At 70.9% G+C, this 26,368-nt stretch carries 23 protein-coding genes; 11 read left to right on the top strand and 12 right to left on the bottom strand.

Translation table 11 applies throughout. The features are described from left to right. Positions 1-187 precede the first annotated feature (187 nt). The 7 genes from tkt (at position 188) to EL493_RS24340 (ending at position 9,906) form a co-directional block, all read left to right on the top strand. Positions 188-2,329: a transketolase gene (tkt, locus tag EL493_RS24310; protein WP_019047766.1), complete on the top strand. Its 2,142-nt coding sequence runs from the start codon at positions 188-190 to the stop codon at positions 2,327-2,329. A 4-nt stretch (positions 2,330-2,333) separates the two neighbouring features. Next, positions 2,334-3,473, top strand: coding sequence for a transaldolase (tal, locus tag EL493_RS24315; RefSeq protein ID WP_019047767.1), 1,140 nt, complete (start codon positions 2,334-2,336; stop codon positions 3,471-3,473). 4 nt (positions 3,474-3,477) lie between these two features. Continuing rightward, positions 3,478-5,052 (top strand): glucose-6-phosphate dehydrogenase, encoded by a 1,575-nt coding sequence (zwf, locus tag EL493_RS24320; protein ID WP_022566304.1) that lies wholly within the window; start codon positions 3,478-3,480, stop codon positions 5,050-5,052. Then, positions 5,049-5,957, top strand: coding sequence for a glucose-6-phosphate dehydrogenase assembly protein OpcA (gene opcA, locus EL493_RS24325; RefSeq protein WP_022566303.1), 909 nt, complete (start codon positions 5,049-5,051; stop codon positions 5,955-5,957). The genes zwf and opcA overlap by 4 nt, the downstream gene beginning before the upstream one ends. Then, complete coding sequence (gene pgl, locus EL493_RS24330; protein ID WP_019047770.1) at positions 5,950-6,735, top strand: 6-phosphogluconolactonase; 786 nt, start codon at positions 5,950-5,952, stop codon at positions 6,733-6,735. Before opcA ends, pgl begins: the two co-directional genes overlap by 8 nt. 142 nt (positions 6,736-6,877) lie before the next feature. Beyond that, positions 6,878-7,675, top strand: coding sequence for a PaaI family thioesterase (locus tag EL493_RS24335; protein WP_019047771.1), 798 nt, complete (start codon positions 6,878-6,880; stop codon positions 7,673-7,675). A gap of 65 nt (positions 7,676-7,740) precedes the next feature. Next, entirely contained in the window at positions 7,741-9,906 is a 2,166-nt protein-coding gene (locus tag EL493_RS24340) for a thiamine pyrophosphate-dependent enzyme (RefSeq protein WP_019047772.1), read from the top strand. Between the two features lie 4 nt (positions 9,907-9,910). On the opposite strand, the gene EL493_RS24345 is transcribed toward EL493_RS24340, so the two are convergent. The 3 genes from EL493_RS24345 to EL493_RS24355 all read right to left on the bottom strand — a co-directional run bounded on the left by EL493_RS24345 (position 9,911) and on the right by EL493_RS24355 (position 12,400). Then, a complete protein-coding gene (locus tag EL493_RS24345; protein ID WP_022566302.1) occupies positions 9,911-10,483 on the bottom strand; it encodes a hypothetical protein in 573 nt (190 codons plus the stop codon). Between the two features lie 62 nt (positions 10,484-10,545). Further along, positions 10,546-10,779 (bottom strand): preprotein translocase subunit SecG, encoded by a 234-nt coding sequence (gene secG, locus EL493_RS24350; RefSeq protein ID WP_022566301.1) that lies wholly within the window; start codon positions 10,777-10,779, stop codon positions 10,546-10,548. Between the two features lie 34 nt (positions 10,780-10,813). Beyond that, positions 10,814-12,400, bottom strand: a complete 1,587-nt coding sequence (locus tag EL493_RS24355) for an MFS transporter (RefSeq protein WP_030203557.1) — start codon at positions 12,398-12,400, stop codon at positions 10,814-10,816. 228 nt (positions 12,401-12,628) lie between these two features. On the opposite strand from EL493_RS24355, the gene EL493_RS24360 reads away from it, so the two are divergent. Then, entirely contained in the window at positions 12,629-13,417 is a 789-nt protein-coding gene (locus tag EL493_RS24360; RefSeq protein ID WP_030203554.1) for an META domain-containing protein, read from the top strand. A 63-nt stretch (positions 13,418-13,480) separates the two neighbouring features. Here the strand turns inward: EL493_RS24360 and tpiA are convergent, their stop codons facing one another. The 7 genes from tpiA to uvrC all read right to left on the bottom strand — a co-directional run bounded on the left by tpiA (position 13,481) and on the right by uvrC (position 21,791). Continuing rightward, a complete protein-coding gene (gene tpiA / locus EL493_RS24365) occupies positions 13,481-14,266 on the bottom strand; it encodes a triose-phosphate isomerase (RefSeq protein ID WP_019047777.1) in 786 nt (261 codons plus the stop codon). 3 nt (positions 14,267-14,269) lie between these two features. Beyond that, a complete protein-coding gene (locus tag EL493_RS24370; RefSeq protein ID WP_019047778.1) occupies positions 14,270-15,484 on the bottom strand; it encodes a phosphoglycerate kinase in 1,215 nt (404 codons plus the stop codon). Positions 15,485-15,489: 5 nt separating this feature from the next. After that, positions 15,490-16,506, bottom strand: coding sequence for a type I glyceraldehyde-3-phosphate dehydrogenase (gene gap, locus EL493_RS24375; protein WP_022566299.1), 1,017 nt, complete (start codon positions 16,504-16,506; stop codon positions 15,490-15,492). Between the two features lie 203 nt (positions 16,507-16,709). Next, positions 16,710-17,693, bottom strand: a complete 984-nt coding sequence (gene whiA, locus EL493_RS24380) for a DNA-binding protein WhiA (protein ID WP_019047780.1) — start codon at positions 17,691-17,693, stop codon at positions 16,710-16,712. After that, a complete protein-coding gene (locus EL493_RS24385; RefSeq protein ID WP_019047781.1) occupies positions 17,684-18,730 on the bottom strand; it encodes a gluconeogenesis factor YvcK family protein in 1,047 nt (348 codons plus the stop codon). Before EL493_RS24385 ends, whiA begins: the two co-directional genes overlap by 10 nt. Next, complete coding sequence (gene rapZ / locus EL493_RS24390; RefSeq protein ID WP_022566298.1) at positions 18,727-19,683, bottom strand: RNase adapter RapZ; 957 nt, start codon at positions 19,681-19,683, stop codon at positions 18,727-18,729. The genes EL493_RS24385 and rapZ overlap by 4 nt, the downstream gene beginning before the upstream one ends. Positions 19,684-19,802: 119 nt before the next feature. After that, positions 19,803-21,791, bottom strand: a complete 1,989-nt coding sequence (uvrC, locus tag EL493_RS24395; protein ID WP_019047783.1) for an excinuclease ABC subunit UvrC — start codon at positions 21,789-21,791, stop codon at positions 19,803-19,805. 119 nt (positions 21,792-21,910) lie between these two features. Between uvrC and EL493_RS24400 the strand changes: the two genes are divergently transcribed. Continuing rightward, positions 21,911-22,324 carry a hypothetical protein gene (locus EL493_RS24400; protein WP_019047784.1) on the top strand — a complete coding sequence of 138 codons (414 nt, stop codon included), beginning with the start codon at positions 21,911-21,913 and terminating at the stop codon, positions 22,322-22,324. 113 nt (positions 22,325-22,437) lie between these two features. Further along, positions 22,438-23,112 carry a hypothetical protein gene (locus tag EL493_RS24405; RefSeq protein WP_126405878.1) on the top strand — a complete coding sequence of 225 codons (675 nt, stop codon included), beginning with the start codon at positions 22,438-22,440 and terminating at the stop codon, positions 23,110-23,112. Positions 23,113-23,118: 6 nt separating this feature from the next. Here the strand turns inward: EL493_RS24405 and EL493_RS24410 are convergent, their stop codons facing one another. Then, positions 23,119-23,808, bottom strand: a complete 690-nt coding sequence (locus EL493_RS24410; RefSeq protein ID WP_019047786.1) for an HAD family hydrolase — start codon at positions 23,806-23,808, stop codon at positions 23,119-23,121. 76 nt (positions 23,809-23,884) lie between these two features. Between EL493_RS24410 and ggt the strand changes: the two genes are divergently transcribed. Beyond that, positions 23,885-25,831, top strand: coding sequence for a gamma-glutamyltransferase (ggt, locus tag EL493_RS24415; RefSeq protein WP_022566297.1), 1,947 nt, complete (start codon positions 23,885-23,887; stop codon positions 25,829-25,831). On the opposite strand, the gene EL493_RS24420 is transcribed toward ggt, so the two are convergent. Then, positions 25,828-26,361, bottom strand: coding sequence for a GNAT family N-acetyltransferase (locus tag EL493_RS24420; protein ID WP_019047788.1), 534 nt, complete (start codon positions 26,359-26,361; stop codon positions 25,828-25,830). The two genes, ggt and EL493_RS24420, sit on opposite strands and share 4 nt — an antisense overlap. Positions 26,362-26,368 lie beyond the last annotated feature (7 nt).

Genomic DNA, 26,368 nt, shown 5'->3' on the forward strand with positions numbered 1-26,368 from the left:
ACCCGCGAACCGCGCCGTGATCGGCACTACACTCACAACCAGGGTTCGCGCCGATCCGGTGTAGCACCACCACTAGGGTATGGCTGTACATCGGTACGCACCCCCGGCCGCGTGCGATCCGCATCCGCCACCATCGCCGCTGCCATGTATCGCCGTCGACGAAACCTAGGTCAGGAGAACCACGGTCGTGTCAGTCACAGACGACATTCGCGCCCTCACTCAGCGGAACTACCCCAGCGACTGGACGGACCTCGACACCAAGGCCGTCGATACCGCCCGCGTCCTCGCCGCCGACGCGGTGCAGAAGGCGGGCAACGGGCACCCCGGCACCGCGATGAGCCTCGCGCCGGTCGCCTACACCCTATTCCAGCGCACGATGCGCCACGACCCGGCGGAGCCGCGCTGGGTCGGCCGCGACCGCTTCGTGCTCTCCTGTGGACACTCCAGCCTCACCCTCTACGTCCAGCTGTACCTGGCCGGTTTCGGCCTGGAGCTGACCGACCTCGAGGACCTGCGCCAGTGGGGTTCGCTCACCCCGGGCCACCCCGAGTTCCGGCACACCGACGGTGTCGAGATCACCACCGGCCCGCTGGGCCAGGGCCTGGCCTCCGCGGTCGGCATGGCGATGGCAGCCCGTCGTGAGCGCGGCCTGTTCGATCCGGACGCCGCCCCGGGCACCAGCCCGTTCGACCACTTCGTCTTCACCATCGCCTCCGACGGCGACCTGCAGGAGGGCGTCACCGCCGAGGCCTCCTCGATCGCGGGCACCCAGCAGCTGGGCAACCTCGTGGTGATCTACGACGACAACGAGATCTCCATCGAGGACGACACCGACATCGCCTTCACCGAGGACGTCGCCCAGCGCTACGAGGCCTACGGCTGGCACGTGCAGATCGTCGAGGGCGGCGAGGACGTGGTGGCGATCGAGAACGCCATCGCCGCGGCCAAGGCCGAGACCGACAAGCCCTCGATCATCATCCTGCGCACCATCATCGGCTTCCCGGCCCCGAACAAGATGAACACCGGCGGCGTGCACGGCGCGGCGCTGGGCGCCGACGAGGTCGCCGCGGTGAAGCAGGCGCTGGGCTTCGACCCGGAGAAGTCCTTCGACGTGGACCCGGCCGTCATCGAGCACACCCGGGGCGCGCTGGGCCGCGGCGCGGAGGCCAAGGCCAAGTGGCAGCAGGGCTTCGACGCGTGGGCCGAGGCCAACCCGTCGAACAAGGCGCTGTTCGACCGCCTGCAGGCCCGCTCGCTGCCGCAGGGCTGGACCGAGTCGCTGCCCACCTTCGAGACCGATCCGAAGGGCATGGCCACCCGCAAGGCCTCCGGCAAGTTCCTGGCCGCCGTCGCCGACGAACTGCCGGAGCTGTGGGGCGGTTCGGCCGACCTGGCCGAGTCCAACAACACCACCATGCCGAACCAGCCGAGCTTCGGCCCGGAGACGATCTCCACCGGCATGTGGAAGGCGCAGCCCTACGGCCGCACCCTGCACTTCGGTATCCGTGAGCACGCGATGGGCTCCATCCTCAACGGCATCGCGCTGCACGGCCCGACCCGCCCGTACGGCGGCACCTTCCTGGTGTTCTCCGACTACATGCGCCCGGCCGTGCGCTTGGCCGCGCTGATGCGGGTGCCCGCCATCTACGTCTGGACCCACGACTCCATCGGTCTGGGCGAGGACGGCCCGACCCACCAGCCGATCGAGCACCTGGCCGCGCTGCGCGCGATCCCGGGCCTGAACGTGGTGCGCCCCGGCGACGCCAACGAGACCGTGCACGCCTGGCGCACCATCCTCGAGCGCGACTCCGACGAGCACACCTCGCACTTCCACACCTACGACGCCCCGCACCAGGACGGCCCGTCCGCGCTGGCGCTGACCCGGCAGGACATCCCGACCCTGGCGGGCACCAGCTACGAGGGTGTCAAGAAGGGCGGCTACGTCCTCGCCGAGGCGTCCACCGGGACGCCGCAGGTGATCCTCATCGGCACCGGTTCCGAGCTGCAGCTCGCGGTGGCCGCGCGCACTACCCTGGAGGAGCAGGGCATCCCGACCCGCGTGGTCTCGATGCCGTGTGTGGAGTGGTTCGACGCGCAGGAGCAGGGTTACCGCGACGAGGTGCTGCCGCCGTCGGTGCGCGCCAGGGTCGCCGTGGAAGCCGGCATCGCGATGCCGTGGCACCGCTTCGTCGGTGACGCCGGCGAGGTCGTCGGGATCGAGCACTTCGGTGCCTCGGCCAACTTCAAGAAGCTGTACTCCGAGTTCGGTATCACCGCCGATGCCGTCGTCGCCGCCGCGCTGCGGTCGACCGACAAGGTGAAGGGGTAAAACCATGGCACAGAACGAGAATCTCGCCGCGCTCTCGGCCGCGGGCGTCTCGGTGTGGCTCGACGACCTGTCCCGTGAGCGGATCGAGTCCGGCAACCTCGCCGACCTGATCGCCACCCGCAGCGTCGTCGGTGTCACCACCAACCCGAGCATCTTCCAGGCCGCGCTGAGCAAGGGCCACGACTACGACGGGCAGCTGAAAGAGCTGGCCGCGCAGGGCGCCGACGCCGACGCCGCGATCCGCACCATGACCACCGACGACGTGCGCGCCGCCTGCGACGTGCTCGCGCCGGTGTTCGAGGCCAGCAACGGCGTCGACGGCCGCGTCTCGATCGAGGTCGACCCGCGGTTCGCCTTCGACGCCGACAAGACGGTCGCCCAGGCGATCGAGCTGTGGAAGATCGTCGACCGCAAGAACCTGTTCATCAAGATCCCGGCCACCGAGGCGGGCCTGCCCGCCATCACCTCGGTGATCGGCGAGGGCATCAGCGTCAACGTGACGCTGATCTTCTCGGTGCCGCGCTACCGCGCGGTGATGGGCGCCTACCTCGACGGCCTGCGCAACGCCCAGATCGGCGGCCACGACCTGGCCCGGATCCATTCGGTCGCCTCGTTCTTCGTCTCCCGCGTGGACACCGAGATCGACAAGCGGCTGGAGGCGATCGGCACCCCGGAGGCGCTCGCGCTGCGCGGCAAGGCCGGCGTGGCCAACGCCCGCCTGGCCTACGCGGAGTACCAGGACGTGTTCGACGGTGGGGCGCACACCTCCACCTACAACCACCTGGCCGCGCAGGGCGCCAACCGGCAGCGGCCGCTGTGGGCGTCGACCGGGGTGAAGAACCCGGACTACTCCGACACCCTCTACGTCACCGAGCTGGTCGGCCCGAACACCGTGAACACGTTGCCGGAGAAGACCTTGCAGGCCTTCGCCGATCACGGCGAGGTGCGTGGCGACACCCTCGGCGGGCAGGCCGTCGAGGCCGGGCAGGTCTTCGCCGACCTGGCCGCGGTGGGCATCGACCTCGACGACGTGTTCGCGCTGCTCGAGCGCGAGGGCGTCGACAAGTTCGAGCAGGCGTGGAACGAGCTGCTCGACGCCACCACCGCCGAGCTGGGCAACGCCGCGGCGGCGGGAGGCAACTGACCCGATGGCCGGCACAGCATCGACCGATCGGGCGACGGGGCTGTGGCATAACCCGCTCCGCGACGAACGAGACAAACGGGTCCCCTTCATCGCGGGTCCCTGCTGCATGGTGATCTTCGGTGTCACCGGAGATCTGTCCCGTAAGAAGCTGATGCCGGCCATCTACGACCTGGCGAACCAGGGGCTGTTGCCGCCCGGGTTCGCCCTGGTCGGGTTCGCCCGGCGCAACTACGCCGACGAGGACTTCGCCGCCGTCGTGCTCGACGCGGTGAAACAGCACGCGCGCACCCCCTTCCGCCAGGAGGTCTGGGACCACCTGGCGGAGGGGCTGCGGTTCGTGCAGGGCAGTTTCGACGACGACGCCGCCTTCGCGACCCTGGCCGACACGCTGCGGGATCTCGACGCGAACCGCGGCACCCGCGGGAACTACGCCTTCTACCTGTCGATCCCGCCGAACATGTTCCCGGTGGTGCTCGACCAGCTCTCCGAACACAAGCTGGCCCAGCCCACCGACACCGACGCCGACGGCTACCTGCCGTGGCGGCGGGTGGTCATCGAGAAGCCCTTCGGGCACGACCTGGCCAGCGCCAAGGAACTCAACGCGCTGGTCAACCGGGTCTTCCCGGAGGAGCAGGTCTTCCGGATCGACCACTACCTCGGCAAGGAGACGGTGCAGAACATCCTGGCACTGCGCTTCGCCAACGAGCTGTACGAGCCGATCTGGAACGCCAACTACGTCGACAGCGTGCAGATCACCATGGCCGAGGACATCGGCCTGGGTGGCCGGGCCGGCTACTACGACGGCATCGGCGCGGCCCGCGACGTCATCCAGAACCATCTGCTGCAGCTGCTGGCGCTGACCGCGATGGAGGAGCCCACCTCCTTCGAGCCGGTGCAGCTGACCACCGAGAAGATCAAGGCGCTCTCGGCCACCAAGCTGGTCGAGCCGCTGGACGAGACCACCGCGCGCGGCCAGTACACCGAGGGCTGGCAGGGCAGCGAGCACGTCGTCGGCCTGCACGAGGAGGAGGGTTTCGACCCGCAGTCGCGGACCGAGACCTACGCCGCGATCACCGTGCACGTGGAGAACCGCCGCTGGGCCGGTGTCCCGTTCTATCTGCGCACCGGAAAACGCCTGGGCCGCAGGGTCACCGAGATCGCGGTGATCTTCAAACGCGCGCCGCACCTGCCGTTCGACCAGACCATGACCGAGGAACTCGGCCAGAACGCGCTGGTCATCCGGGTGCAGCCGGACGAGGGCATCACGCTGCGCTTCGGCTCCAAGGTGCCCGGCTCGGGGATGGAGGTGCGCGATGTGAACATGGACTTCAGCTACGGCGAGGCGTTCACCGAGTCCTCCCCCGAGGCCTACGAGCGACTGATCCTGGACGTGCTGCTGGGCGTGCCGTCCCTGTTCCCGGTGAACGCGGAGGTCGAATTGTCCTGGCGCATCCTCGATCCCGTGCTCGCGCACTGGGCCGCCGAGGGCAAGCCCGAACCGTACGAGGCGGGCACCTGGGGCCCGAGCTCGGCCGACGAGATGCTCGCGCGCAGCGGGCGGGAATGGCGGCGCCCGTGATCGTCGACATGCCGGACACCACCACCGCCGACGTCGCGAAACGCATGGTCCAGCTGCGCGAGACCAACGGCGTGATCACCCAGGGCCGGGTGCTCACCCTGGTGGTGTGCACGCTGGACTCCTCCGAGGCCGAGGACGCGATCGACGCGGCCAACGACGCCAGCCGCGAACACCCCTGCCGGGTGATCGTGCTGGCCCGCGGCGACCGCGACGCCGACACCCGCCTCGACGCCCAGATCCGCGTCGGCGGCGACGCCGGGGCGGCCGAGGTGATCGTGCTGCGGTTGCAGGGTCCGCTGGTGAACCACGAGAGCAGCGTGGTCACCCCGTTCCTGCTGCCCGACACCCCCGTGGTGGCGTGGTGGCCGCGGGGCGCGCCGGAGTTCCCGTCGCTGGACTCGGTGGGCAGACTGGCCAAGCGCCGGATCACCGACGCCACCTTCGCGCGCGATCCGCAGTCCGCGATCAAGAAGCGCCGCTACTCCTACGCGGCCGGCGACACCGATCTGGCGTGGAGCCGGATCACCTACTGGCGCGCGCTGCTGGCCGCGGCGCTGGACGAGCCGCCGTTCGAGCCGGTCACCTCGGTGACCGTGTCGGGCCTGGCGAGCGAACCCGCGCTCGACACCCTGGCGGGCTGGCTGGCCTCGCGCCTGACCTGTCCCGTGGTCCGCAAGACGGGTGAGCTGCGGGTGGAAGTGCGCCGCGGCACGGATTCGATCGCCATCAGCCGGCCCCAACTAGGAAGGACAGCGACGCTGACCCGCACCGGTGAACCCGACCAGCGCATCGCGCTGGCGCGCCGGGAAACTCGCGACTGCCTCGCCGAGGAACTGCGCCGGCTCGACGCCGACGAGATCTACGCCGAGGCACTCGCCGGAATCGAGAAGGTGACCTATGAGTGAGCACATCGATGTGCCCGACGAGCTGGGCGCCGAGTTCCCCGCCGACACGATCGAGGTGCACGACGACCCCGACCTGCTCGCCGACGCGGCCGCCGAGCGCTTCGTCGCGGTGATCGTCGCCGCCCAGGCCGAACGCGGCCACGCCTCGGTGTCGCTGACCGGCGGCAGCGACGGCATCCGGCTGCTGGAGCGGGTGCGGCAGAACCCGGGCGCGATCGACTGGCCGAACCTGTACGTCTACTGGGGCGACGAGCGTTTCGTCCCCGACGGCGACCCCGATCGCAATGAACTGCAGGCCAGGCAGGCGCTGCTGGACTTCGTCCCGCTGAACCCGGCGCACGTGTTCCCGATCGCGGCGTCCGACGGCACCTACGGTTCGCCGGAGGCCGCGGCGGCCGCGTACGCCCAGCTCGTGCACACCGAACTGGACGAGCGCGGCGAGTTCGACCTGACCGTGCTCGGCATGGGCCCGGAGGGGCACGTCAATTCGCTGTTCCCGCACTCTCCGGCGATCAGGGAGACCACGGATTACGTTGTCGCCGTGCACGACTGCCCGAAGCCGCCGCCCACCCGGGTCTCGCTCACGCTGCCCGCGGTGCATCGCTCCCGGCATGTGATGCTGGTGGTCAGCGGGGTGGGCAAGGCCGCCGCGGTGGCGGCCGCCGTCAACGGCGCCTCCCCCGACGACGTCCCGTCGGCCGGCGCGGTCGGCATCGAATCCACCACCTGGGTGGTCGACGAGGCCGCCGCCTCGGATCTGCTCACCGACGAGGAATAGCCCGATACGGACAGGGCCGGACCGCACGGGTCCGGCCCTTCCGCGTTGCCGAGGGGCCCCGGCCCGTGCCCCGTGCCCCGGGTGCGGGCGGCACGCCGATATCGTCGAGGGTGTTCGACGGGCGAAAGGGTGAACCACCAGCATGATCCAGACCGAGACCGTGACGATCCCGGACCCCGTGCACGGCTATCCGCAGGTGGCCTTCGGCGGCTATGTGGCGGGCCTGCTGGCCCGGCGTTCCGGTGCCGAGACGGTGCGCGTCGATTTCCGCCGTGCCGTTCCGGTCGCCACGCCGCTGCTGCTGCCCGCCGCCGAGCCGGGCCACGCGACGCTGACCGACGCGGACGAGACCCTGCTCGCGCGGGCCCTGCCCGCCACCCTCGAGCTCACCGCGCCACCCGCGCCGTCCTGGTCGGCGGCCGAGCGGGCCACCGCCGCCGCCCTGGCGAGCCCCAAGCGGCAGGTCACCGACTGCTACGGGTGCGGTGTCGAGTGCGCGCCCGGCCACGGTCTGCGCCTGTTCACCTGGCCGGTGCCGAACCGGCCCGTCGTCGCGGGCGCCTGGATCCCCGACGCGGGTCTGGCCGGTGACGACGGGGACCTGCCGCCGGAGATCGTCTGGTCGGCCCTGGACTGCCCCGGCGGGTTCGCCGCCTGGATGTTCCAGGACATGGCCCTGGGCGCGGTGACCGCGGCGCTCACCGCGCGTCAGCGCCGGCCGGTCACCGCGGGCGCCGAACATGTGGTGCACGGGTGGGCGATTCGCGGCGAGGGCCGCAAACACACCGTCGGCGTGGCGATTTCCACCCGCGGCGGTGAGCTGTGCGCGCTCGCGGAGGCGCTGTGGGTGGTCCCCCGCGACGCGGCCGCGGCGCCGTCGGAGACTCCGCGCCGGCATCCGGCGGCCGATATCGTCGGATCGCGGAGCGGCACCGCCTAGCATCGGACTCCAGGGCATGCCGGCGGCATCGGCCGTCGACTCGACAGGCGCGAGGAGTGAGTGCGGTGGCCGAAGTGCGCAGGAGCTCGCTCGATCTGGACTCGGCCTTCCGCACCGCGCTGACCGGGCTCGCCGTCTTCGCCCGTTCCGACAGCGTCCCGGAGATCGACGCCGCCGAGGCACTGGAGCTGTTCGAATCCCAGGTCACCAGTAGGCATCTCGACCTGGCGGCGCGCCGGCTCGGCGCGGCCGGGCAGGGGTTCTACAGCATCGGCTCGTCCGGGCACGAGGGCAACGCCGTGCTGGCGGCCGCGACCCGGGTCGACGATCCGGCCCTGCTGCACTACCGGTCGGGCGCGTTCTTCGTGCAGCGGTGCCGCCGGATTCCCGGCGCCGACCCGATCCGGGACGTCCTGCTCGGCGTGGTCGCGGCGGCGGCCGACCCGATCTCGGGCGGCAGGCACAAGGTGTTCGGCAGCAAGGCCGCCGCGATCATCCCGCAGACCTCGACCATCGCCTCGCAGCTACCGCGCGCGGTCGGCGTGGCGTTCGCGCTGGACCGGGCCGCCCGGCAGGGCGTGGCGTGCCCGTGGCCCGCCGACGCGGTGGTGGTGTGCAGTTTCGGCGACGCCTCGGCCAATCACTCCACGGCGGCGGGCGCGATCAACGCGGCGGTGCACGCCTCCCATCAGGGTGTGCCGATGCCGATCGTGTTCGTCTGCGAGGACAACGGGATCGGCATCAGTGTGCCGACCCCGCCGGACTGGATCGAACGCGCCTACGGCCCACGCCCCGGCCTCACCTACCTCGCCGCCGACGGCAGCGATCTGCCCGACGCGCTCGCCACCGCCGAGGACGCGGTCTCGCTGGCCCGCGCGTGGCGGGCGCCGGTGTTCCTGCACCTGCGCACGGTGCGCCTGGGTGGGCACGCGGGTTCCGACGTAGAGGCCGCCTACCGCGGCCCGGCCGAGCTCGCCGCGGGTCTGGCCCGCGATCCGGTCCTCGGCACCGCCCGCTATCTCGTCGGCACCGGCATCGCCGACGCGGTCGACCTGCTCGACCGGTACGAGCGCATCGGCGCCCGGGTCGCCGAGACGGCGGAGCAGGTCGTCACCGAGGCCCGCCTCGATTCCGCGGCCGCGGTGACCGCCACCCTCGCGCCCGCGCGTCCCGACGCGGTCCGCGCGGATGTCCTGCGCGCGGCGGAGCCCGCCGCGCTGGGCGCCGACCGGCGGATGACACTCGCGCAGGCGATCAACCACACCCTCGGCGAGCTGCTGGCCCGCGACCCGGACGTCCTCGTCTTCGGGGAGGACGTCGGCCGCAAGGGTGGCGTCTACGGCGTCACGAAGGGACTGCGCAAGCGGTTCGGCGCCCGGCGGGTGTTCGACACGCTGCTCGACGAGCAGACCGTCCTCGGCACGGCGCTCGGCACGGCGCTCGCGGGTTTCGTGCCGATCCCGGAGATCCAGTACCTCGCCTATGTCCACAATGCCGCCGACCAGATCCGGGGTGAGGCGGCGACGCTGTCGTTCTTCTCGGCCGGGCAGTACCGCAATCCGATGGTGGTGCGGATCGCCGGGCTGGCCTACCAGAAGGGTTTCGGCGGCCACTTCCACAACGACGATTCCGTGGCCGCGCTGCGCGACATCCCCGGTGTCGTGGTGGCGGTCCCGGCCCGCGCCGACGACGCGGCGGCCATGCTGCGCACCTGTGTCGCCGCGGCCAGGGTGGACGGCCGGGTCTGCCTGTTCGTGGAACCGATCGCCCTGTACCACACCAGGGATCTGCATCCGGGCGACGAATCCTGGCTCGCCGCACCGGCTTCGGCGCATGTGCCGATCGGCGCGGCCCGCTGCCACGGCGACGGCACCGATCTCACCGTGGTCACCTTCGGCAACGGTGTGCCGATGAGCCTGCGGGTCGCGGATCGGCTGGCGGCCCGGGGCATCCGGGCCCGGGTGCTCGATCTGCGATGGCTGAATCCGCTGCCGGTGGCCGGTCTGCTCGGGCACGCCGAGGCGACCGGCCGGGTCCTGGTCGCCGACGAGACCCGCCGCGGCGGCGGGGTGTCGGAGTCGGTGTTCGCGGCGCTGGTCGACGCGGGCTACCGCGGTCCGCTGGCCCGAGTCACCAGCGCGGACAGTTTCGTCCCGCTCGGCCCGGCCGCCGACACGGTCCTGCTGAGCGAGCAGGCGATCGAGGCGGCGGCGCTGCGCCTGGTGCGCTGACCGGTCAGAAGCGGACCGTGAACGTGTACCAGTGGCCCTCGACGTGCTCGTATTCCTCGTCGTAGTCGCCCTGGGCGGGCGGCGCCCCCTGCGGCAGGTACGCGTACCCGGCGGGACCGAGCAGGTCCATGCCCGGCACGGTGAGCAGGCAGCCGTTGTCGGCGCGGCGCAGGTTGGTCACGGGGTAGACCCCGATCCGGCCTTCGTCGGCGCTGTCGCAGGCCAGCGCGGCCCGTTCCATGGCCGATTCCGACAGCCACCAGCCCAGCGCGCGCGGCGCCTCGCTCCACAGCAGTGCCGCGGTCACCAGCACCACGCCGGGCGCCGCCAGGCTGATCCAGCCCGACCGGTGCACGAACGCACCGAGCAGCGCCCACACCAGCCAGACGACACCGGTCACCGCCAGCGCGAGCGTCAGCAGCAGCGGCACCGCGAGGTCTTCCCTGGCCATGCTCGACCAGAGCAGCCCCAGGCAGCACAGCGTGGCGACGCCGACGATCCAGCGTGCCGTCATCGTCCACCAGCGCGGCGGCACGCGATCCACCCGCGCCTCGGCCACCGTCCCCCCTGTGCTCATGCGAAAACCCTACCGCCGCACCGGGTGCGGTGGCAGGGTCGAGCGGCGGAGTTCGGCCGAACTCAGTTGAACTTGATCTCCAGGCCGATGCCCAGGATCGAGATCAGCCAGACCAGGCCGACGAAGATGGTGATGCGGTCGAGGTTCTTCTCCACCACGGTGGAGCCGGACAGGCTCGACTGGACGCCGCCGCCGAACAGGCTGGAGAGGCCGCCACCCTTGGCGCGGTGCAGCAGCACCAGCAGCACCAACAGCACGCTGGTGATCACAAGGAGGATATCGAGGAACAGCGACATGGCGACCATCCTATGGGGTCGGCGGGCGGCGGGTCTAACCAGGCTCGACCGCGACCAGATGGGAGACGGTCTCCGGACCCGCCGACCATTGCGCCACGGTCTGCTCGATCTCCTGGTCGCGCGCGGTCAACCGCACCTGGTGCTGATGCATGTGCTCGGCCCAGGACCGCACGACGAACGCCTCGACGAACCGGTCGACCACCCCGACATCGCGATACAGCCGCCATTCCATCGCCCCGGTCCGCTGCCGCGACCGCCCGACCAGCGCCATCGACTCGGTGAACACCGCCACGTCGGCGGCGGGCACGTCGTAGCCACGCATCACCAGCACCGGCCCGTCCTCCGGGTCGGGTTCCACGACGAGCTGCGGCTCCGGCCAGAACGCCGCGGGTGAGAGGTCGATGTCCTCGACGTTGTGCCGGATCGGCCACCACAGTGTGCTCACCGCGCAGATCGCGAGCATGCCCGCCGCGACCAGCAATGCCGTCTGCGCCCCGTAGGCCCCGGCGACCAGGCCCCACAGCAGCGAGCCGATGGCCTGCCCGCCCATGAAGACCAGCATGTACACCGACAGCCCGCGGGCCCGCACCCAGGCGGGCAGCAGCAGCTGCATGGTCGAGTTCAGCGTCGACATGGCCAGCAGCCACGCCAGCCCGGCCCCGACCAGCAGGATCAGCACCACCGGCACGCTCGGTACCAGCGCGGTCGCCACCGCGCCCAGCCCGAACAGCACCGCGGCCAGGGCGAGCCGCTGCGTCGGGGTGAACAGCACGCGCAACCGCGACAACCCCAGGGCGCCGAGCACCGCGCCGACCCCGAGCGCGCCGAGCAACAGGCCGTACCCGTCGGACGCCAGCCCGAGCCGGTCGTGCGCGATCACCGGCAGCAGCGACCACTCCGCGCTGGCGGGCGCGATGAACAGGATGGCGCGGAACAGTACTCGCCGGATCGCGGGCGCGGCGCGAATGAACCGGGTCCCGGCCTGGAGCGCCGCGAGCGGCCGTTCGCTGGGCAGCGTGCGCGGCCGGGTCTGCCAGCGCGACACCACCAGCACCGCGACGATCCCGACGAACGAGAGCGTGTTGAATCCGAACACCACCGTCGGCCCGGCGATCGAGACGATCACGCCCGCCACCGCGGGCCCCACCGCCCGGCCGATATTGATGCTCATGCTGCCCAGCGCCGCCGCCGAGGTGATCTGGTCGCGCGGCACCAGTTCCGGCTGGATGGCCTGCCAGGCCGGGGCGGTGAGCGCCTGCCCGCAGCCGAGCAGGAACAGCAGGGTCAGCAGCACCGCGGGCGTGGTGTGCCCGGTGGCGGTGAACACGGTGAGGGTGAGCGAGGCCACCGCCATGCCGGTCTGCGCGCCGATCAGCAGCCTGCGCCGGTCGACCAGGTCGGCGAGCACCCCGGACGGGATGGACAGCAACATCACCGGCAACGCCAGCGAGGTCTGCACGAACGACACCAGCGCCGCCGCGTTGGGCTGGTCGACCAGGATCCACTGCGCGCCGACCGTCTGCATCCACGTGCCCAGATTCGACACCAGCTGCGCGATCCACAGGGCCCGGTACACCGGCGACCGCAACGGCGCCCACGTCGATACCGGTGCGGCCGCCACGCTGTTCACCCGCTGAGCATATCCCCGGCGACCGGCCGCCCCCGGCTGCGCAACGGCGGGCGCCCCGCGGTGCACGCCCGACGGATTCGGCGCGGCGCGAGCGGAATCGATGGCGCCCGCCACCCGCCGCCCGCGCGAATCACCTTGGACGGCAAGCGGTTTTCCGAGATCGCGGCCCCGGTTCGGCGATCACCGGAATCGGGCCGATCGGCACGTACGATGGGCTACATGTCGGCAACCCTGCTCCGTCTCGCCGCGCTCTGTGTCCTCGCCACCGCCGCGGCCACGGCCTGCTCGTCCTCCGATTCCGGGGAGGCGCCGGACGACACGGCGACCCCGATGGGTCACACCTACATCTCCACCGAGGTCGACGGCGACGCCATTCCCGGCGGCGGCCCGATGACCCTCACCTTCGCCGACGGCCGCATCTCGGCCAACTCCGGCTGCAACACCGCCGGTGGCACCGTCGACCTGAGCAACCACATCCTGCACACCTCTCCCCTGGCCGGCACCCTGATGGCCTGCGCGGGTGATCGCGGTCGCGCCGACGCCTGGCAGAGCGCCTTCCTCGAATCCGACCCCACCTGGCGGCTCGACGGCGACAAGCTCACGCTGACCGGCGAGACCGTCACCGTCCACCTCACCGACAAGAAGATCGTCACCCCCGACAAGCCGCTCACCGGCACCACCTGGATCGTCACCACGCTGCTCACCCCGGAGGGCCAGGTCCGCTCGACCACCCTCGACGAGGTGAGCCCGAACCTCACGATCGGCGCGGGCGGCACCGTCAACGGCATGGCGGGCTGCAACCGGATGACCGGCACCGCCGGCGTCGGCCCCGGCGACGCGGTGACCTTCGCCGTCGCCACCACCAAGATGATGTGCGGCCCCGACGTCATGGAGGTGGAGAACGCCGTGCTGACCGCCCTCGACGGCCGCACCACCGCCACCGTCGACGGCGACACCCTGACGCTGAAGAACGACAACGGCAACGGCCTGGTCCTGCACGCGCAGTAGCCGTGAACGACACAGGGCCGGACACCTCGACGGTGTCCGGCCCTGTGCGGTAGCTGTACCCGATCAGGGCAGCGGACCACCCGCGGCGATCGCCGAGAGGGTGGCGAACTCGTCCGCCTTCAGCGAGGCACCGCCGACCAGCGCGCCGTCGATGTCGGGCCGACCGACCAGCTCACCGACGTTCTTCGCGTTGACCGACCCGCCGTAGAGCACGCGGACACCCGCGGCGACCTCCGGCGAGGCCAGCTCGGCCAGCTCGGCCCGGATCGCGCCGCAGACTTCCTGCGCGTCGGCCGCCGAGGCGACCTTGCCGGTGCCGATGGCCCAGACCGGCTCGTAGGCGATGACGACCTGCGAGATCTGCTCGGCCGTCAGGCCTTTGAGCGAACCACGCAGCTGCTCGAGGTTGTACTCGACGTGCGTGCCCGCCTCGCGGATGCCCAGACCCTCACCGATGCAGACGATCGGGGTGATCTCGTTCTTCAGCGCCTGCTTGGCCTTGGCCAGCACGGTGGCGTCGTCCTCGTTGTGGTACTGACGACGCTCCGAGTGCCCGACCACCGCGAAGGTGCAGCCCAGCTTGGCCAGCATGGACCCGCTGACCTCGCCGGTGTAGGCGCCCGAGTCGTGCACCGACACGTCCTGCGCGCCGTAGGTGAGCAGGAGCTTGTCGCCCTCCACCACCGACTGCACGCTGCGCAGGTCGGTGAACGGCGGGATCACCGACACGTCGACCTTGGCGAAGTACTTCTCCGGCAGCGCGTAGGCCACCTTCTGCACCAGCGCGATGGATTCGAGGTGGTTGAGGTTCATCTTCCAGTTGCCCGCGATGAGCGGCTTCCGTGCCATGCCTCAGCCCTCCAGCACCGAAATACCGGGCAACTCTTTGCCTTCCAGGTATTCCAGGGACGCACCACCACCGGTGGAGATGTGCGAGAAACCGTCGTCGGGCAAGCCGAGGGTGCGCACGGCCGCGGCCGAGTCACCACCACCGACGACCGTGAACGCACCCTTGCCGGTGGCGGTCACGATGGCCTCGGCGACGCCACGGGTGCCCGCGGCGAACTTCTCGAATTCGAACACGCCCATCGGGCCGTTCCAGAACACCGTCTTGGCCTCGGTCAGCAGCGCGGCGAAGCGCGACACCGACTCGGGGCCGATGTCCAGACCCATCCAGCCCTCGGGGATCTCGGTCGACGCGACGGTCTTCGATTCGGCGTCGGCCGCGAACTTGTCGGCGGCCACGATGTCGACCGGCAGGTGCAGCACGTCACCGAAGCGCTCGAGCAGCGACTTGCAGGTGTCGATCATCTCCTCCTGCAGCAGCGAGGAGCCCACCGAAAGGCCCTGGGCGGCAAGGAAGGTGAAGCACATGCCGCCGCCGATCACCAGGGTGTCGACCTTGGGGGCCAGCGCCTCGATGACGGCGAGCTTGTCGGAGACCTTGGAGCCGCCGAGCACCACCGCGTACGGGCGGGCCGGGTCCTGGGTGAGCTTCTGCAGCACCTCGACCTCGGCCGCCACCAGCGTGCCCGCGTAGTGCGGCAGCTGCTCGGCGACGTCGTAGACCGAGGCCTGCTTGCGGTGCACCACACCGAAACCGTCGGAGACGAACGCGCCGTCGTCGCCCACCAGCTCGACGTAGGCGGCGGCCAGCTTGGCCCGCTCGCCGTCGTCCTTGCTGGTCTCGCGCGGATCGAAGCGCACGTTCTCGAGCAGCAGCACGTCGCCGTCGGTGAGGCCCTCCGAGCGCGAGAGCGCGTCGTAGCCGACCACGTCACCGGCCAGCTGGACGTTGCGGCCCAGCAGTTCGGCCAGCTTCACGGCCACCGGGGCCAGCGAGTACTTGGCGTCCGGCTCGCCCTTGGGGCGGCCGAGGTGGGCCATGACGACGACCTTGGCGCCGGCCTCGACCAGCGCGGAGATGGTCGGGACCGAGGCGATGATGCGGCCCGGGTCGGTGATCTGGCCGTTGTCGTCCAGGGGGACGTTGAGGTCGGAGCGCACGAGCACGCCCCGGCCTTCGACACCGTCGGCCAGCAGATCCTGAAGAGTCTTGACTGTCATGGCGATTACAGCGACTTGCCGACGAGACCGATGAGGTCGGCGAGGCGGTTGGAGTAGCCCCACTCGTTGTCGTACCACGACACGACCTTGACCTCGTTGCCGATGACCTTGGTCAGCGGGGCGTCGTAGATCGAGGAGTGCGGGTCGGTGACGATGTCGCTGGACACGATCGGGTCCACGTTGTACTTGAGGATGCCCTGCAGCGGGCCCTCGGCGGCGGCCTTCATCGCGGCGTTGATCTCGTCGATGGTGGCGGGCTTGGCCAAGGTGGCGGTCAGGTCGGTGACCGAGCCGGTCGGAACCGGAACGCGCAGCGCGTAACCGTCCAGCTTGCCCTGCAGCTCGGGGAGCACCAGGCCGATGGCCTTGGCGGCGCCGGTGCCGGTGGGCACGATGTTGAGGGCGGCGGCGCGGGCGCGGCGCAGGTCCTTGTGCGGCGCGTCCTGCAGGTTCTGGTCCTGGGTGTAGGCGTGGATGGTGGTCATCAGACCCTGGACGATGCCGAACTCGTCGTTGAGGACCTTGGCGATCGGGCCGAGGCAGTTGGTGGTGCAGGAAGCGTTGGAGATGATGTTCTGGCTGCCGTCGTACTTGTCGTCGTTGACACCCATCACGATGGTGATGTCCTCGCCGGAGGCGGGGGCGGAGATGATGACCTTCTTGGCGCCGGCGGACAGGTGGCCCTTGGCCTTGGCGGCGTCGGTGAAGATGCCGGTGGACTCCACGACGATGTCGACACCCAGCTCGCCCCACGGCAGCGCCGACGGGCCCTCCTTGATGGCCAGCGCCTTGATGCGCTGCTCACCCACGACGATGGTGTCACCGTCGACGGAGACCTCCTGCGGCAGCCGACCCAGGATCGAGTCGTACTTCAGCAGGGTCGCCAGGGTGTTGATGTCGGTGAGGTCGTTGACCGCGACGATCTCGATATCGGTCTTGCCGACAGCCTTCAGCGCCTCCACCGCACGGAAGAAGTTACGTCCGATACGACCGAAGCCGTTGATACCTACCCGGACAGTCACGTTATCGCTCCTCAGCTTTCAAGCGGATTCATTCCGACGGGAACCACAGTAGTAGCCGTCACCTGCTTCACGACAGTCACCTGCGATTTGTGAGGTTCCCGATTCCCCTGCCTGCGGGAACCACAGAATAAAGGGCAGAGCGATCATGCATGACCGCTCTGCCCTAAACGTCGGATTCGCCACAACCTCGGCGAATACCGGGTTTACGCGTCGTCGAGCAGCTCCGCCGTCACCGCCGACTCGGTGTCGGGAATGCCGAGGTCCTTGGCCCGCCGATCGGCCATCGACAGCAACCGGCGGATGCGGCCCGCCACCGCGTCCTTGGTCATCGGCGGCTCGGCCAGCTGACCCAGTTCCTCCAGCGAGGCCTGCCGGTGCTGGACCCGCAGCCTGCCCGCCGCGGCGAGATGGTCGGGCACGTCGTCGGCGAGGATCTCCAGCGCGCGCTCCACCCTGGCCGCGGCCGCGACGGCCGCGCGCGCCGAGCGGCGCAGGTTGGCGTCGTCGAAGTTGGCCAGCCGGTTCGCGGTGGCCCGCACCTCGCGGCGCATCCGGCGTTCCTCCCAGGTCAGCCGGGTGTCCTGGGCACCCATCCTGGTGAGCAGCGCGCCGATCGCCTCGCCGTCGCGGACGACGACCCGGTCGGTGCCGCGCACCTCGCGCGCCTTGGCGGTGATGCCGAGCCGCCGCGCCGCGCCGACCAGCGCCAGCGCGGCCTCCGGCCCGGGGCAGCTCACCTCGAGCGCCGAGGACCGGCCCGGCTCGGTCAGCGAGCCGTGCGCGAGAAACGCGCCACGCCAGGCCGCTTCGGCGTCACCGATGCTGCCGCCGACGACCTGCGCGGGCAGCCCGCGAACCGGACGGCCGCGCACGTCGAGCAAACCGGTCTGGCGCGCCAGCGCCTCGCCTTCCTTGGACACCCGCACCACATAGCGGGAGGTCTTGCGCAACCCACCGGCGCCGAGCACATGCACGTCGGAGCCGTATCCGTAGAGCTCGAAGATCTCCCGGCGCAACCGCCGCGCGATGGAACCCATGTCCACCTCGGCCTCGACGATCACCCGGCCCCCGACGATGTGCAGACCGCCCGCGAACCGCAGCAGGGCCGACAATTCCGCCTTGCGCGAGCTGACCTGCGACACCACGAGCCTGCTCAGCTCGTCCTTCACCTCGGCTGTCATCGCCACGAGACGCGCTCCTTTCCCACCGACCCGGAACGCACATCCGATCCCGTGTGCCGTCCCTCGACTCGAAGCCCTGCCAGTTGCGGCCGCGGCGCCCGGATCAGCTGATCCAGTGCGGCGGCAAGTTTTCCGGGATGATGCCGATCCGTTCCCGGTTCGGCCACATCGCAGAACGTTACCCGTGCGCGCAACTGTTCGGCGGCTCTTGCCACATGTTCCCGTTGCCGGCCCTCGGGCACCGACGCCGAATCGACGACCACGTCGTCGACCGCGAAATCCGGTGCGTGCTGGGACAATACATGCAGATGACGTTCCGCGGAAAAGCCGGCCGTCTCGCCCGGCTCGGCGGCCAGGTTCAAGACCAGCACCTTGCGCGCCCTGGTGTGTACCAGCGCGTCGTGCAGCTGCGGCACCAGGACGTGCGGAATGACGCTGGTGAACCACGAACCGGGCCCGAGCACAACGACATCCGCGTGTTCGATGGCCGCGGTGGCCTCGGGACTGGCGGGCGGATCGGACGGAATCAGCCGCACCCGCCGGACCTTACCCGGCGTGGTCGCCACCGCAACCTGACCGCGCACACAGCGGCCGATCCGCGGATCCGATTCCAGGCCCGACACTTCGGCCTCGATGTCGAGCGGGATCGGCGCCATCGGCAGCACCCGGCCGGTGATCCGCAGCAGCCTGCCCACCTCGTCGAGCGCGGCCACCGGGTCGCCGAGGATGTCGGTGAGCCCGGCCAGCAGCAGGTTGCCCACCGAGTGACCGGCCAGCGCGCCGCTGCCGCCGAACCGGTGCTGCACCGTCGTCGTCCACACCCCGTCGGCGTCCTCGGACAGCGCGGCCAGCGCCATCCGCAGATCACCGGGCGGCAGCATGCCGAGCTCGGCGCGCAATCTCCCCGACGACCCGCCGTCGTCGGCGACGGTGACCACGGCGGTGATCCGCCTGGTCAGCCTGCGGACCGCGGTCAGGGTCGCGTAGAGCCCGTGGCCGCCACCCAGCGCGACGACGGCTGGATCGGCCTCCCATCCACTCATTCGCGCCCCAGATCCCGGTGCACGACGCGGACGACGTCCACCGCGGCGTGTCCGGTGTCGCCGCCGATGCGCTCACCGAGCGCCTCGGCGATGGCGACGCTGCGATGTTTGCCGCCGGTGCACCCCACTGCCACCGTCATGTATCGCTTCCCCTCTTGGCGGTATCCGGTCGTGGTCAGGTCGACGAGATGGTGGCAGGTCTGCAGGTAGTCCTGCGCACCCGCCCTCGACAACACGTACTCGCTGACCACCGATTCCTGCCCGGTGTGTTCCCGCAGTTCGGGAATCCAATGCGGGTTGGGCAGAAATCGCACGTCCAACACCATGTCGGCGTCGAGGGGAACACCGTACTTGAACCCGAACGATTGCACGGTCAGTTGCAGTGCGGCGGGCGCGCCAGCACCGTAGACCTCCTCCAGCTTGCGGTGCAGCTGGTGGATGGACAGCTCGGTGGTGTCGATGACGACATCGGCGGCCGCCTTCACCGCGGCCAGCCGCACCCGCTCGGCGGTCAGGCCGGCCGACAGGGTGCCGTCGGGGCTGTCGCTCTGCAGCGGGTGCCTGCGCCGGGCGAAGCCGAAGCGCCGGATCAGCACGTCGTCGGAGGCCTCGAGGAACAGCACCCGCGTGCGGATGCCCGCCGCGCGCAGCTGCTCGGTCACGCCCGAGAGGTCACCGGTGAAGAACCGGCTGCGCACGTCCATCACCAGCGCGAGCCGCCGGATCGGCGGGTCGGCCGCGGCGCCGAGCTCGATCATCCGCCCGATCAGCTCGGGCGGCAGGTTGTCGGTGACGTACCAGCCGAGGTCCTCCAGCACGCGCGCGGCGGTGCCGCGGCCCGCGCCGGACAAGCCGGTCACGATGACCACTTCTACTGGTTGCTGTGTATCGGTGGCCGACCCGGTCTGTCCGGGTGCCGCCCCCGCATTGTTGTTCGATTCGACGCGTGTCATGTCCTACCGGATCCGTTTCTGGGTGCCTTTCGATCATCCCGCACCGGTTCGGGTATCGGGCGCAGACACACAACGTACGGCACTCGCAATGTTGCGTCCTGCGATCCACCCGTCCCCCGCTACGGGCTGTTGAGCGCTTCCAGCACTGCTTTCGCCGTGGAGACACCGATACCGGGCACCGATGTGATCTCTTCGACAGTCGCGTCCTTTATCCGGGCGACCGAGCCGAAATGCAGGACCAGCGCCGTGCGCCGCGCCTCGCCGAGCCCGCGCACCGAGTCCAGCGCCGATGCCGTCATCCGGCGGGAGCGCTTGCTGCGGTGGAAGGTGATGGCGAAGCGGTGCGCCTCGTCGCGCACGCGCTGCAGCAGATAGAGCGCCTCGCTGTTGCGCGGCAGGATCACCGGGTCGGCCTCGCCGGGCACCCACACCTCCTCCAGGCGCTTGGCCAGGCCGATCACGGCGACGTCGGTGATGCCGAGTTCGTCGAGCACCTCGGCCGCCGCGGCGACCTGGGGCGCGCCGCCGTCGACGACGTAGAGGTTCGGCGGGTACGCGAAGCGGCGCGGCTTGCCGGTGGTGGGGTCGACGCCGGGCCGCGAGGTGGGCTCGTCGGTCTCGTCGACCTCGACGTCGGCGACCTGCTGCCGGTCCCGTGCCAGCCGGGCGAAGCGTCGCCGGGTCACCTCGGCGATGCTGCCGACGTCGTCGGAGCGGCCGTCGCCGGCGGCCTCCTTGATCGCGTAGTGGCGGTAGTCGGATTTGCGCGCGAGCCCGTCCTCGAACACCACCAGCGAGGCGACCACGTCGGTGCCCTGCACATGGCTGATGTCGACGCATTCGATCCGCAGCGGCGCGCTGTCCAGGTCGAGGAAGTCCTGGATATCCTGTAGCGCTTGGGATCTGGAGGTGAGGTCGCCCGCGCGCTTGAGCTTGTGCTGGGCCAGCGCCTCGCCCGCGTTGCGCTGCACGGTCTCGGCCAGCGCCTTCTTGTCGCCGCGTTGCGGCACCCGCAGCGAGACCGCGGAACCGCGCAGCTCGCTCAGCCAGTCCTGGATCTCGGCGGCGTCGGCGGGCAGTTCGGGGACCAGCACCTCGCGCGGGACCACGATCACGTCGCGGTCGGCGTTCTGCTCGGCCTGGGCGGCCTGCTCGCCGTAGAACTGGGTGAGGAACTGTTCGACCAGCGCCGCCAGTTCGCTGCCGGATTCGGCGACGTCGAGCGCGTCGCCGGACTTGTCGACCACCCAGCCGCGCTGGCCGCGCACCCGGCCGTCGCGGACGTGGAAGATCTGCACCGCGGCCTCGAGCTCGTCGGTGGCGAAGGCGATGACGTCGGCGTCGGTGCCGCTGCCGAGGACCACGGCCTGCTTCTCCAGCGCGCGCCGCAGCGCCTGCACGTCGTCGCGCAGGCGGGCGGCGGTCTCGAAGTCGAGGTCGTCGGCGGCCTCGTGCATCCGACGTTCCAGGGCGCGCACCATCTTGTCGGTCCGGCCGGAGAGGAAGTCGCAGAAGTCGTCGACGATCTGGCGGTGCTCGCCCGCGGTGACCCGGCCGACGCACGGCGCCGAGCACTTGTCGATGTAGCCGAGCAGGCAGGGGCGCCCGATCTGGCTGTGCCGCTTGAAGACTCCGTTGGAGCAGGTGCGCGCGGGGAACACCCGCAGCAGCAGGTCCAGGGTCTCGCGGATCGCCCAGGCGTGGGCGTAGGGGCCGAAGTAGCGCACGCCCTTCTTGCGGGCGCCGCGATAGACGAACAGCCGCGGGTATTCCTCGTTCAGCGTCACCGCCAGGACGGGGTAGGTCTTGTCGTCGCGGTAGCGGACGTTGAACCGCGGATCGAATTCCTTGATCCAGTTGTATTCGAGCTGCAGCGCCTCCACCTCGGTGGACACCACGGTCCACTCCACGCTGGCCGCCGTGGTGACCATCTGCTTGGTGCGCGGATGCAGCGAGTACACGTCGGCGAAGTAGGAGTTCAGCCGGCTGCGCAGGCTCTTGGCCTTGCCGACGTACACGACCCGCCCGTGCGTGTCCCGGAACTTGTACACACCGGGTTCGACGGGAATGGTGCCCGGCGCCGGCCGGTACGTCGCGGGATCTGCCACCCATTCAGCCTAGCGAGCGCCCCCGACAGCTCCGCACCGCCGAGGCGGGCGGCGGACCGGGCGGGTGAACCCGGCTGTGTAGCGTGGGTGGCCGGACTCCGTGCCGGAAAGGACCTTCGATGACCAACGCGCCCACCGCCCCCGCCGCCGACCTGTTCGACGACGAGGCGACCCCGGCCGGGATGATGCCGGGCACCGTGCGCGGGGCCCGCCTGATCGCCTGCGTCGCGACGGCGGTCGGCCTCGTGCTGCTGGTGATCACGATCGCGCTCGGCACCGACGGCTCCCTGGGCGCGCTGCTGGCCAACTATCTGCCGACCTTCGCGCTGGCCCCGGTCACCCTGCTGTTCGGGCGCGGTGGCGAGCTGGTCCGCCGGGCCGCGATCGGCGTCGCCGCCGTCGCGGGTCTGGTGTCGTGCACCGGGATCCTCACCGGGCTGCCGCCGGGCGCGGTCGGCATCGTCGCCAACGGCGCCGTCGTCGCGCTGCTGCTGCGCCCCTCCGCCCGCGCCTGGTTCACGCGCGAACACTGAGCGAGCGCCGCGCTCGCGGTGACAAGTGCGTCCCGGTGATCTTCAATGATCCCGGGGGGCACAGAGTTTCGGCCGATGGCCGTCCCCCGATGCTCCACTCGGAAGGACAGCCGTTGACCGGCCCCGAACACCACCCCGCCGCACCGGGCGATTCCGCCATCCCGTCCGCCGCGGCGCCGCCTCCGCAGCACCCGCCGCATTTCCCGGCACCGACCGGCCCGACCCGCCGATACGACGGCAGCTACGTCACCTATCCCGGTGACCCGGGCTACCCGACCGGCGCCGGTGAGGCAGCGGCACCTCCACTGGGCGGCATGGAACACCCGGCGGCCCCGCACCCCGGCTACCCGGCGGCTCCACCACCCGGGTACACCGGGTACCCGGGCCAGCCGGGATTCGCCGGATACCCGCAGGCCCCGATCCGGATGCCCGGCAGCGTCCGGGCGGCGCAGGTGCTCTCGTTCGTCGCGGCGGGACTCGGCGTGGTGTTGATCGTGGCGACCGGTGTGGTGGCGGGCGCGGAGGCGGCGGGGCGGGCCACGGCCGGTTCGCTGCTGTTCCTGATCCTGGGCGGCTTCGCCTTCTCCTTCCCCACCGGCGGTCCCGGCGTCCGGACGGCGGCCATCGTCCTCGGCGCGCTGACCGCGCTGTGCGGCCTGGGTTCGGCGGCGAGCGGACTCCCGCCGAGCCTGCTCGGGATGCTGATCGGCGGCGCGGTGGTCATCCTGCTCGCGCAGCGGGCCGCCCAGGCCTGGTTCCATCGGCCACGACTGCCCGGCGGCCGGTAGCCGCGCTCAGCCGATGACGATCCCGTGCGCGGCGACGGCGTCGATCAGGGCACGGGGACGCGCGGCGGTCGGCAGCGCCTCGACCAGCGCGAAGTGGGCGCCGAGGGCGGTCGCGCCGCCGTCGGCCTCGGCGCTGTCACCGACCATCAGCACCCGGGTGGGGTCCACGCCGAGGCGGTCGATGGCGTCGCGGAAGATCTCCGCGCTGGGTTTGACGGCGCCGATCTCGTAGGACAGGGTCATCGATCCGAGCAGGCCGTCCCAGCGATGCTTGACGAAGGCGGGCCGGATGTCGAAGGCGATATTGCTGACGATGCCGATCGGAATGCCCTGTGCGGACAGTGCTTCCAGCACCGTGCCGGTGTCGGGGTACGGCGTCCAGGCCAGCGGGTCGATCAGGCGCTCGTAGAGCCGCGCGGCCTGGGCATCGGGGACGCCGGAACCACGCAGGACCTCGAGGTAGGCATGGCGGTGCAGCGCCGGGTCGAGGTCGCGGTGGTCCCAGGCGTGCTGGCCCGCCGCGTCGAAGGTCATGAACTGTTCGACCGGGGCCGTCATCCGGCGCAGCACTTCGGCTTTCGCGGCGACGTCGAACGGGGCGCCGTCGTCGTCGATCAGTTCGTCGGCCCAGGTCCGGTCGTCCTCGAGCCGGAAGACCGTGCCGGAGAAGTCGAACAGCACCGCGTCGATATCCATGTCGCCAGGGTAGCGAGAACGCGGCCCCGGCAAGAAAAGTCGGCCGGGCCGGGGCGCGCGGGGTTACGCTGCCAGGATGACGCCAAGGCGACAGACGTGGATCGGGGCCGCGGCGGCCGGAGTCCTCACGGTGGGTCTGCTGACGGGCTGCACGTCCGACGACGCCGCGGTGGCCGAGTGCACGAGCACGCCGAACGGTACGCCCGTCTCGGCCGCTCCGGCGACGAACGCCCCGACCTCGCAGAATCTCAGCACCAACCCGGAGATCGCGTCGGGCTATCGCGCGGACATGACCGCGGTGCGCACCAGCACCTACGCGGTCTCCACCGCCAACCCGCTCGCCACCGAGGCCGCGTGCCGGGTGCTGCGTGCCGGCGGCACCGCGGCCGACGCGCTGGTCACCGCGCAGGCGGTGCTCGGGCTGGTCGAGCCGCAGGCCTCGGGCATCGGCGGCGGCGCGTTCCTGGTGCACTACGACGCCAAGTCGCGTTCCGTCGAGGCCTACGACGGCCGCGAGACGGCGCCCGCGGCGGCCACCGAGAACTACCTGCGCTGGGTCAGCGACACCGAGCGCACCGAGCCTGCCCCGAACACCCGCGCCAGCGGGCGCTCGATCGGGGTGCCCGGTGTCCTGCGGATGCTCGAGCTGGCGCACCGCGAGCACGGGATGACCGCGTGGAAGGAACTGTTCGATCCCGCGATCGAACTGGCCGACAGCGGTTTCGAGATCAGTCCGCGGCTGGCGGGCCAGATCGCGGAGTCGGCCAAGGATCTGGCCGCCGACGAGGGCGCCCGCGGCTACTTCCTCGAGGCCGACGGCTCCCCGAAGAAGTCCGGGACCGTCCTCACCAACCCGGCCCTGTCCAAGACGCTCGCCGCGATCGCCGGTGACGGCGCGCAGGCCTTCTACAGCGGCGCCATCGCCCAGGACATCGTGGAGGCCGCAGGCAGCACCGCGGGTGGCCGCACGCCGAGCCTGCTCACCACCACCGATCTGGCCGACTACCAGGCCAAGAAGCGCACCGCGCTGTGCACCGGCTACCGCAAGTTCGAGCTGTGCGGCATGCCCGCGCCGTCCTCGGGTGGCAGCACGGTTGCCGCGACGCTGGGCATCCTGGCCAATTTCGACCTCCCGGCACTGCGCCCGCAGGAACTCGACAAGAACGGCGGACGGCCCGACGCGCAGGCCGTGCACCTCATCTCCGAGGCCGAGCGGCTGGCCTACGCCGACCGCAACAAGTACGTGGCCGATCCGGATTTCGTTCCGCTGCCGGGCAATTCGGTGCTCTCGCTGGTGCACCCGCAGTACCTGAAGCAGCGCTCCACCCTCATCGACCCGCAGCGCAGCATGGGCACCGCCAAGCCGGGCGACCTCGGCCCGGTCCCGCTGGGCAACGGCCCGCAGCCGCCCGAACACGGCACCAGCCACATCTCCGTGGTCGACAAGTACGGCAATGCCGCGGCGATGACCACCACGGTCGAGTCGGCGTTCGGGTCGTTCCACTTCGTCGACGGTTTCGTGCTCAACAACCAGCTCACCGACTTCGCCGCCGACCCGCTGGACCCGGACGGCACCCCGGTCGCCAACCGGCTGCAGCCCGGTAAGCGCCCGCGCAGCTCGATGGCGCCGACCCTGGTGTTCGACCGCGACGACGCGGGCAACCGCGGCGAGCTGGCGTTGGTGACGGGTTCGCCCGGCGGCTCGGTGATCATCCAGTTCGTGGTGAAGACCCTGGTCAACGTCCTGGACTGGGGCGTCGATCCGCAGCAGGCGGTCTCCGGTGTCTCCTTCGGCGCCGGCAACACCCCGGTCACCGGCGTCGGCGGCGAGCACCCGGCTATCGACGCGACCGACAACGGCGACCACGATCCCCTCGTGCAGCGCCTGCGCGCGATGGGCCACCAGGTCTCGGTGGCCCCGCAGTCCAGCGGCCTGAGCGCGCTGCAACGCGACGGCAAGGACGGCTGGATCGGCGGCGCCGACCCACGCCGCGAAGGCGCGGTCCTGGGCGACACCCGCTAGCGCGTGAGCGCCATCGGATACAGTGCCACTTCGGCCACCCGCACCGGCGCCGTCACCCGAAAGCCGAACCGCTCGTAGAAAGCCACATTCGACGCCCTGGTCGCCACCAGGAATCCGGGCTCGGCGCCGTCGGCAAGCCTGCGCCGGATCAGTTCCGCCGCGTATCCACGCCCTTGGAGATCCGGCCGGGTGCCGATGGTCGCAAGGTACAGGTGCGGTTCGGATGGCCGGGTGGCCTCGATGCCGCGGATCGCAGGCAGCGCCTTCGGCAGGCTGCGGCCGAGCGCGCGTAGCAGGGTGAGCCGCTTGGCCAGTCCGGCTTCGACACCGGGCACCTCCCACATCGCGACCGCGGCGACGGTGCCGTCCTCGGCGTAGGCGAGGTCGACCGTGCCGTGGCGCTGCCGGGAAGCGATGCGCGATTCCCACAGCAGCGGCAAGGCTTTTCGGCGCCGCGCAGGCTCGGGCCAGACGTAGCTCATCAAGGGATCGTCGGCGAAGGCCGCGGCCAGAACCTGCGCGGGTGTCATGGCCGTG

The sequence above is a fragment of the Nocardia asteroides genome, from assembly GCF_900637185.1.
GTDB classification, from domain to species: Bacteria; Actinomycetota; Actinomycetes; order Mycobacteriales; family Mycobacteriaceae; genus Nocardia; species Nocardia asteroides.

Coding starts and splice junctions, on each gene's coding strand:
- tal (WP_019047767.1), top strand. CDS start 2,334: ATGGCACAGAACGAGAATCTCGCCGCGCTCTCGGCCGCGGGCGTCTCG.
- zwf (WP_022566304.1), top strand. CDS start 3,478: ATGGCCGGCACAGCATCGACCGATCGGGCGACGGGGCTGTGGCATAAC.
- pgl (WP_019047770.1), top strand. CDS start 5,950: ATGAGTGAGCACATCGATGTGCCCGACGAGCTGGGCGCCGAGTTCCCC.
- EL493_RS24335 (WP_019047771.1), top strand. CDS start 6,878: ATGATCCAGACCGAGACCGTGACGATCCCGGACCCCGTGCACGGCTAT.
- EL493_RS24345 (WP_022566302.1), bottom strand. CDS start 10,483: ATGAGCACAGGGGGGACGGTGGCCGAGGCGCGGGTGGATCGCGTGCCG.
- secG (WP_022566301.1), bottom strand. CDS start 10,779: ATGTCGCTGTTCCTCGATATCCTCCTTGTGATCACCAGCGTGCTGTTG.
- EL493_RS24360 (WP_030203554.1), top strand. CDS start 12,629: ATGTCGGCAACCCTGCTCCGTCTCGCCGCGCTCTGTGTCCTCGCCACC.
- tpiA (WP_019047777.1), bottom strand. CDS start 14,266: ATGGCACGGAAGCCGCTCATCGCGGGCAACTGGAAGATGAACCTCAAC.
- EL493_RS24370 (WP_019047778.1), bottom strand. CDS start 15,484: ATGACAGTCAAGACTCTTCAGGATCTGCTGGCCGACGGTGTCGAAGGC.
- EL493_RS24385 (WP_019047781.1), bottom strand. CDS start 18,730: ATGAGTGGATGGGAGGCCGATCCAGCCGTCGTCGCGCTGGGTGGCGGC.
- rapZ (WP_022566298.1), bottom strand. CDS start 19,683: ATGACACGCGTCGAATCGAACAACAATGCGGGGGCGGCACCCGGACAG.
- EL493_RS24400 (WP_019047784.1), top strand. CDS start 21,911: ATGACCAACGCGCCCACCGCCCCCGCCGCCGACCTGTTCGACGACGAG.
- EL493_RS24410 (WP_019047786.1), bottom strand. CDS start 23,808: ATGGATATCGACGCGGTGCTGTTCGACTTCTCCGGCACGGTCTTCCGG.
- ggt (WP_022566297.1), top strand. CDS start 23,885: ATGACGCCAAGGCGACAGACGTGGATCGGGGCCGCGGCGGCCGGAGTC.
- EL493_RS24420 (WP_019047788.1), bottom strand. CDS start 26,361: ATGACACCCGCGCAGGTTCTGGCCGCGGCCTTCGCCGACGATCCCTTG.